Origin of the sequence: Arthrobacter sp. SIMBA_036 (assembly GCF_046535135.1) — a bacterium.
In the GTDB taxonomy this organism is placed as follows: Bacteria; Actinomycetota; Actinomycetes; order Actinomycetales; family Micrococcaceae; genus Arthrobacter.
The window spans coordinates 1-6,228 of record NZ_JAWRXG010000026.1 but is presented as its reverse complement, the minus strand read 5'-3'; the positions used below and the strand labels follow the sequence as shown (position 1 = coordinate 6,228).

The following is a 6,228-nucleotide window of genomic DNA, read 5'->3' as shown; positions in this document are numbered from 1 at the left end:
CAACCAACCCCAACCGGACCTTTTCCGATGAGGCAACGTACCCGGCTCCGCGGACCTTTTCCATGAGTCAACGCGGGGGGTTCCGCATGGGCTCCGGACATGAAAGCATGAAATTGCGTCTTCAGAAGTGGGGACCTCAAGGACAATGAGCTGGCGGACGCTTCGGGCGCCCCCAGCGGCGGGGAAAGTCCATGGAATCAGACCCACTGAAGGCTGCAAGAACGCTGGTGCAAAAGCACGACATATCCTCTGACGACTTATGGGCTTGGTATTGGGCAAACGGAGGAAGCGCAGAGCCCCTCGACTTTGACGCCTACCTTTTCGGCCTCGAGGACCGCGATCCCTTCGACATGAAGATTCTCGCCTGGGCGATGGAAGACATGGAGGAGCGATCCCTCCTCTAATTGAGCGACACCTCCCCTAACCCGCGACAGCTACTGTTGACCCATGGCTACAGTTCTTGAGGCCGACAGACTGGTTGTGGGCTACGCCGGGTCGCCGGTGTGCGGTGAAGTGTCCGTATCAGTGAGGGCCGGCGAGGTCTTGGGAGTTGTCGGGATCAATGGTGCCGGCAAGTCCACTGTGGCGCGCACCATCGCTGGCCGGCAGGCTCCCTTGTCCGGGCACGTCAAGGTCCACGGACTCCTCATAGACCCCGACGCCGTGCCGTTTCGTCGCGAGGTCGCAGCAGTCTTCGACGAGGACCTCTTCTTCCCGTCCTTGACCGTGCGCGAACACCTGCTCCTGATCGCCCGCGGTCACTCGTTGGACCAACCCGAAGCGCGGGTTGAGGAGGAACTGGCGTTCTTCGGGCTCGCGGGACGCGCGCACGCAGTCCCAGATGCCCTCTCTTCCGGCCAACGCCGCCGGTTGCTTCTGGCCGCCGGGCTGATTCGTCCGTCGTCGCTCCTTATCCTTGACGAACCCGAACAGCGCCTTGATCCCCAAATGCGCGTGGCCATTGGCGGCCGCATTGCCCACCACGCGCGGGCTGGCGGTGCGGTTGTCTTAATAACCCATGATCCCCAGTTGTTGCTCGCCACCGCGTCCAGGTGTTTGGTGATCGACGAGGAAGTGCAGGAATTCAAGCCGGACAAGGGAGCGTCCATCATTGCCGGCTCTTAAGGCCCCCGCCTCCGGGAAACAGGAGTCCAGCCGCGTACTTTCCGCAGAAATCGTCCGCTTCACGCATCGTTCAGCCCGTCGGTATGAACGTCGGCAGATCTCTTGGGGCGACCGCTTCATCGACGTCTACAACAACGTGCTCGGACTCGGCGTCGCACTGGCCATGGCCGGTTCCTTCGTCTTCGCCATGCGGAACGAGATTGCCCTGCGGACCGCGGTGTCGAGCATCGTTCGGAACCACTGGTTCGTGCTGCCACAGCCTGCTCTCTGGAGCCTCCTCGGCTTGGCGGTCCTCGCTGCCATGAGCAACCTGTCCCGCAAGCTGGGACCGATAACCGTTACCGGGCCCGAAAGCACGTGGTGGCTTCCGCTCCCCCTCGACCGGCGTCCGATGGTTGGTCCCCGATTCCTCCGCAAAGTAGCCCTTACCGCCGTGGGCTCAGCACTGGCTTACCTCTTGTTCAGCGTGATGACTACCCTCGGCCGCAGCCCCGGGGAGCACCTCCTCGCATCGGTTGCGTTTGGTGCGGCCGGCATGATTGCAGTGCTATTGGCAGCGACGCAACAGCTCGGCATCCTCCGAGGACGGCTCGGACGATTCGTTGCCGCACTGGTACTGCTCCTGAGTGCTGTTGTGCCTGCCCTTGCGCCCGGGCCCCTACCCGTAGCGGCGCTGTGCGTGGCCGCCGTCGGGCTCTTGATACTCGTCGCACCCAGAGCCGGGCTGGTGAGCGCCGAAGAGCTGACTCGGGGAGGAGCGCTGGCCAGCCAGGCCAGTGCGTCGCTGTTCGCAATGGACTCCAATGAGGCGTTGCGCGCGCTGGGCAGTGGGAAACTGCCGTCCAAGAACGACGGCGGTCGGGCGGCTGCTTTCTATGGCAAGCCTGTCCGCGGGCCTGCCGCGGCCTTGATCCGTGCCGACATAGTGGCCTTCCTGCGTTTGCACCCACCCCTGCTTCCGCCCTTCGTTTGGCTCGGAGCGTGCGTGGCTTCGCTGCTGGTGGAAGGGGGGCTGCCGGAATTCGTACAGCTGGCAATCATCGTCATTGCCGGTTGCGCCACCCCCGCAGGGATGGGCAGCATTGCCCGACGTGCCGCACTGGTACCGGAACTTGATGCTCTGCTGCCGTTGAACGGGGCAGTGGTCCGGACCAGTAGGATACTGATGCCTGCAGCTGCCATGGCTCTTTGGATGACGGTTCTCAGCGCACTATTGGTGTTGCTCGGCGCCGCTGATCCTGCCCTCGTCCCCGTGGGAGCCTTGGCAGGTGTCGGGATGGGCGCCGGGACGCTCCGCGCGGCCACGAGACCAGGGGCGGACTGGTCGTTACCACCGATTGAAACGCCTTTCGGACCGGTTCCCCGGGCTCAGCTCACATCAGTTATGCGGGGACTGGATGTGACCATCCTGGCGATGATTCCCGTGGTCTTCTCCCTGTACTTGGGACGTGTCCTGTTGCCGGTCATGGCGGTCCAGGCGGTGTTCAGCGCGGGTATCTTCCTGGTGGTTGTTCTCTCACGTCCGCGCCGTAGCCAGGGCGGGGTTTAGTCCGTTCCCAGAGCAGTACTGCATCAGAGCATGACGGTGCCCTCGATGCACGTGCTCGACGCTCCGCCGACCCACACCACCCCATCCACGGCCTGGACGTGAATCCGGCCTGCCCGGCCCAGCACCGTGCCCTGCGCCGCGACGTACTCTTGGGGCGCACGGCCACTGCCGGTCAACCACTGTGCCGCCCCGGCATTGAAGCTGCCGGTCACCGGGTCCTCCGTCATGGCATCCCCGGGGATGAACGTCCGGACCTCAAAATCGACGCCGGTTCCAGCCCGATGCGGTCCGATCACGCCTACTTTGAGCTCACCCATCTCCGCAAGGTCCGGGTCGATGGCGAGCACTTCTTCGGCTGAACCCAGGAGTACTCCGATCCACTCGGGTCCGTTGACTAACCAGGCAGCGTCGAGCATGGATTTTGCAGGAATCCGCAGACTTGCAGCCAACCTGTCCCGCAGCGCGTCGCTTACTGCCTCAAAACGTGTCAGTGGGGGCGCCGCAAACGCCAGCCGCCCGGCGTCGTGCTTGATCCGCACCAAACCGGCGGCGCATTCCTGGACCACCACCCCGTCGGCCTTGGGCGTACCGCCTGCACGGAGCCAGGTGTGCGCCGAACCCAGTGTGGGGTGGCCTGCGAACGGGAACTCCTCGCTGCCAGTGAAGATCCGCACCTTGTAATCCGCGGTAGGGTCTGTGGGCGGCAGCAGGAACGTCGTTTCCGAAAGGTTGGTCCAGTTGGCAAAGTGCTGCATCGTTGCACTGCTCAGCCCCTCGGCGTCGACGACGACGGCCAGCGGGTTCCCGAGGTATGGCACCTCTGAGAAGACATCGACTTGGTGGAACGGACGGATACGTGTGGATTCTGGGCTCACTGCTGCAGGCTACCATCGGCATGGTTGGACCAGGCACGGATGGACCCAGTGCTGTTGGACCAGGCGCGCTTGAAACCGGCGCGGTTGCAGGTGACGAAAGCAAAGGACCCCCACCTCCGGAATCCGGCGGCGGGGGTCCTTCTTTGCAGTCTGGGACTACTTCCCTGCTACGACCTCAAGGTCGATCACAGCGGAGACGTCCTCGTGCAGGCGAACGTTGGCCTGGTACGAACCGACAGACTTGATGTGGTTCGGCAGTTCAACATTGCGCTTGTCGATTGCGCCGAGGCCAGCGGCCTCAACAGCAGCAGCGACGTCAGCCGGCTTGACCGTGCCGAAGAGACGACCGGACTCGCCGGCCTTCACCTCGAGCTTGACCTTCTTGGAGGACAGCGCGGAAGCCTGAGCCTGTGCAGCTTCAACCGAAGCGTGCGCACGAGCAGCACGGGCTGCCGTGATGGACTCGACCTGCTTCTCGCCACCCTTGCTCCAAGTCAGAGCGAAGCCGCGGGGCACCAGGAAGTTACGTGCGTAACCGTCCTTGACCTCGACGACGTCGCCAGCAGCACCGAGACCGGTTACTTCGTGGGTCAGAATGAGCTTTGCCATGTTAGTTACCCTTTCCCTTAGCCGCGGCCAGCGCCGGAGTAAGGCAGCAGTGCAACTTCGCGGGCGTTCTTGATTGCCTGGGCGATCTTGCGCTGTTCCTGAACGGTAACGCCAGTGACGCGACGAGCGCGGATCTTTCCGCGATCGGAGATGAACTTGCGCAGCAATGCTACGTCCTTGTAGTCGATGACAGTGATGTCAGCGGCCTTCAAGGGGTTGGACTTTGGTTTGGGCTTACGGAGTTCAGCCTTAGCCATCGTGGAGCTCCTATTCTATGGAGCCCGTGGATATTGATCCACGGGATGGTGGTGTTCGACGGCCTTCCCCGCCCGGGTGCCTTTCGGCAAACTGGCGGCATCCGGCGTCGGACGATTTCTTGGTGTTTAGAAGGGAGGTTCGGAATCCGGGCCGTTGCCCCAGCCGCCTGCATTGCTGACACCGGGCGTAGCCCAAGGGTCTTCCTGCTGTGCGGGCTGGTTGCCGCCCCAGGTTCCTCCGGAGTTGCCGCCACCCTGGTTTCCACCAGGAGCGCCGCCTCCAAAGCCACCGGAATTACCGGCGTTACCGCCACCGAAGCCACCCTGACCCCCGCCGGAGCGCTGGGTACGGTTGACCTTGGCGTTTGCGTAACGCAGGCTGGGGCCGATTTCGTCGACCTCCAGCTCGATAACTGTGCGCTTTTCGCCTTCTTTTGTTTCGTAGGAACGGCTCTTCAAACGGCCGGAAACAATGACGCGCATGCCCTTTGTGAGGGACTCGGCCACGTTCTCAGCTGCCTCACGCCACACCGATGCGCGGAGGAACAGGGTTTCCCCGTCCTTCCACTCATTGGACTGACGATCGAAGGTCCGGGGAGTAGACGCAATGGTGAAGTTCGCTACCGCCGAACCTGACGGTGTGAACCGCAGTTCGGGGTCATTGGTGAGATTACCGATGACCGTAATAGTGGTTTCGCCTGCCATCTACTGCCTCCTTGTTCGTTCCTGCGGGGTAAAGATTGAAAGCCGGGAGCTGAAATTACTCAGCTACAACCTTCTGCTCTTCGGGGCGGGTGATCTTGGTGCGCATGATGGTCTCGTTGAGACTCAGCTGGCGGTCAAGTTCCTTGGCGGTTTCAGGCTTGGCGGTGAAGTTCACCACGGCGTAGATACCTTCGGACTTCTTCTTGATGTCGTAGGCGAGGCGACGGCGGCCCCAGATGTCAACCTTTTCGATGGTTCCACCATCGGTGGTGATGACATTCAGGAACTTCTGAAGCGACGGCTCTACGGTACGCTCTTCGACCTCGGGGTCGATGATTACCATCAATTCGTAAGGACGCATATGTGAACCCACCTCCTTTGGGCTAAGCGGTTACGGCATTTCCGTAACAGGAGGTTCATTTGCGATGCTGCGCACACGCCACCACCGAAAGACCGGCAGAGGGCGTAACACAGACTTCAACATCTTAGTGCATCTCCTGCACTCAAAGCTATTCGGCAGGATTGGGCCGTGGAAGCGGACAAGTTGTCTATGTGGATAACCGTTCGGGCCACCCGTGATACTTGGACCATGACCGTCTTGAAGTCCATCACCCTCTTCATCCTTGCTGCGGCGGCGGAAATTGGCGGGGCGTGGCTCATCTGGCAGGCCATCAGGGAGGGCAAGGCCTGGTGGTGGGCTGGCCTGGGCGTGCTTGCGCTGGGAATCTACGGGTTATTCGCTGCCTTCCAGCCCGAGGCCCACTTTGGCCGCGTTCTCGCAGCCTACGGCGGAGTGTTCATCGCCGGGTCTCTCGTGTGGGGAATGCTGGTGGATGGTTTTCGGCCGGACCGCTGGGACGTCATTGGCGCCCTGGTCTGCATGGCTGGAGTGGCCGTGATCATGTTCGCACCCCGCGCTGGCAGTTAATCCTCACACCTGCGGCTAATCCTCACACCGGTACGTTGTCCGAACACGACGAAACCCCCGGAAAATTGTGGATCTTCCGGGGGTTTCACACTGTGCGCGGAGGGGTGTGTAGTTTCACGACATAGTTCACACGTGAGTCGGGACATCGTTCTCAGGTGACACTTCCCCGGTGAGTCGGGA

At 62.1% G+C, this 6,228-nt stretch carries 9 protein-coding genes; 4 read left to right on the top strand and 5 right to left on the bottom strand.

Going from position 1 to position 6,228, the window contains the following annotated elements:
- Window positions 1-191 precede the first annotated feature (191 nt).
- From SB659_RS18930 to SB659_RS18920, 3 genes are read left to right on the top strand one after another with little or no spacing between them, the layout of a single operon-like run.
- Window positions 192-404, top strand: coding sequence for a hypothetical protein (locus SB659_RS18930; protein WP_410551504.1), 213 nt, complete (start codon window positions 192-194; stop codon window positions 402-404).
- Window positions 405-447: 43 nt separating this feature from the next.
- Window positions 448-1,125 (top strand): ATP-binding cassette domain-containing protein, encoded by a 678-nt coding sequence (locus SB659_RS18925; RefSeq protein ID WP_410551503.1) that lies wholly within the window; start codon window positions 448-450, stop codon window positions 1,123-1,125.
- Complete coding sequence (locus SB659_RS18920) at window positions 1,112-2,674, top strand: DUF6297 family protein (RefSeq protein ID WP_410551502.1); 1,563 nt, start codon at window positions 1,112-1,114, stop codon at window positions 2,672-2,674. The genes SB659_RS18925 and SB659_RS18920 overlap by 14 nt, the downstream gene beginning before the upstream one ends.
- A 23-nt stretch (window positions 2,675-2,697) precedes the next feature.
- Here SB659_RS18920 and SB659_RS18915 read toward each other — a convergent pair whose 3' ends face one another.
- From SB659_RS18915 to rpsF, 5 genes are all read right to left on the bottom strand, one after another.
- Window positions 2,698-3,549, bottom strand: a complete 852-nt coding sequence (locus SB659_RS18915; protein ID WP_410551501.1) for a PhzF family phenazine biosynthesis protein — start codon at window positions 3,547-3,549, stop codon at window positions 2,698-2,700.
- A gap of 156 nt (window positions 3,550-3,705) precedes the next feature.
- On the bottom strand, window positions 3,706-4,158 hold the full coding sequence (gene rplI / locus SB659_RS18910) for a 50S ribosomal protein L9 (RefSeq protein WP_284976980.1): 453 nt from the start codon (window positions 4,156-4,158) through the stop codon (window positions 3,706-3,708).
- Window positions 4,159-4,175: 17 nt separating this feature from the next.
- Window positions 4,176-4,415, bottom strand: coding sequence for a 30S ribosomal protein S18 (gene rpsR, locus SB659_RS18905; protein ID WP_003800144.1), 240 nt, complete (start codon window positions 4,413-4,415; stop codon window positions 4,176-4,178).
- Window positions 4,416-4,541: 126 nt separating this feature from the next.
- Window positions 4,542-5,120: a single-stranded DNA-binding protein gene (locus SB659_RS18900; protein ID WP_284976979.1), complete on the bottom strand. Its 579-nt coding sequence runs from the start codon at window positions 5,118-5,120 to the stop codon at window positions 4,542-4,544.
- A 55-nt stretch (window positions 5,121-5,175) separates the two neighbouring features.
- On the bottom strand, window positions 5,176-5,481 hold the full coding sequence (gene rpsF, locus SB659_RS18895; RefSeq protein ID WP_028267876.1) for a 30S ribosomal protein S6: 306 nt from the start codon (window positions 5,479-5,481) through the stop codon (window positions 5,176-5,178).
- A gap of 228 nt (window positions 5,482-5,709) precedes the next feature.
- On the opposite strand from rpsF, the gene SB659_RS18890 reads away from it, so the two are divergent.
- Window positions 5,710-6,048 (top strand): YnfA family protein, encoded by a 339-nt coding sequence (locus SB659_RS18890; protein WP_410551500.1) that lies wholly within the window; start codon window positions 5,710-5,712, stop codon window positions 6,046-6,048.
- Window positions 6,049-6,228: the final 180 nt, after the last annotated feature.

Coding starts and splice junctions, on each gene's coding strand:
- SB659_RS18930 (WP_410551504.1), top strand. CDS start 192: ATGGAATCAGACCCACTGAAGGCTGCAAGAACGCTGGTGCAAAAGCAC.
- SB659_RS18925 (WP_410551503.1), top strand. CDS start 448: ATGGCTACAGTTCTTGAGGCCGACAGACTGGTTGTGGGCTACGCCGGG.
- rplI (WP_284976980.1), bottom strand. CDS start 4,158: ATGGCAAAGCTCATTCTGACCCACGAAGTAACCGGTCTCGGTGCTGCT.
- rpsR (WP_003800144.1), bottom strand. CDS start 4,415: ATGGCTAAGGCTGAACTCCGTAAGCCCAAACCAAAGTCCAACCCCTTG.
- SB659_RS18900 (WP_284976979.1), bottom strand. CDS start 5,120: ATGGCAGGCGAAACCACTATTACGGTCATCGGTAATCTCACCAATGAC.
- rpsF (WP_028267876.1), bottom strand. CDS start 5,481: ATGCGTCCTTACGAATTGATGGTAATCATCGACCCCGAGGTCGAAGAG.
- SB659_RS18890 (WP_410551500.1), top strand. CDS start 5,710: ATGACCGTCTTGAAGTCCATCACCCTCTTCATCCTTGCTGCGGCGGCG.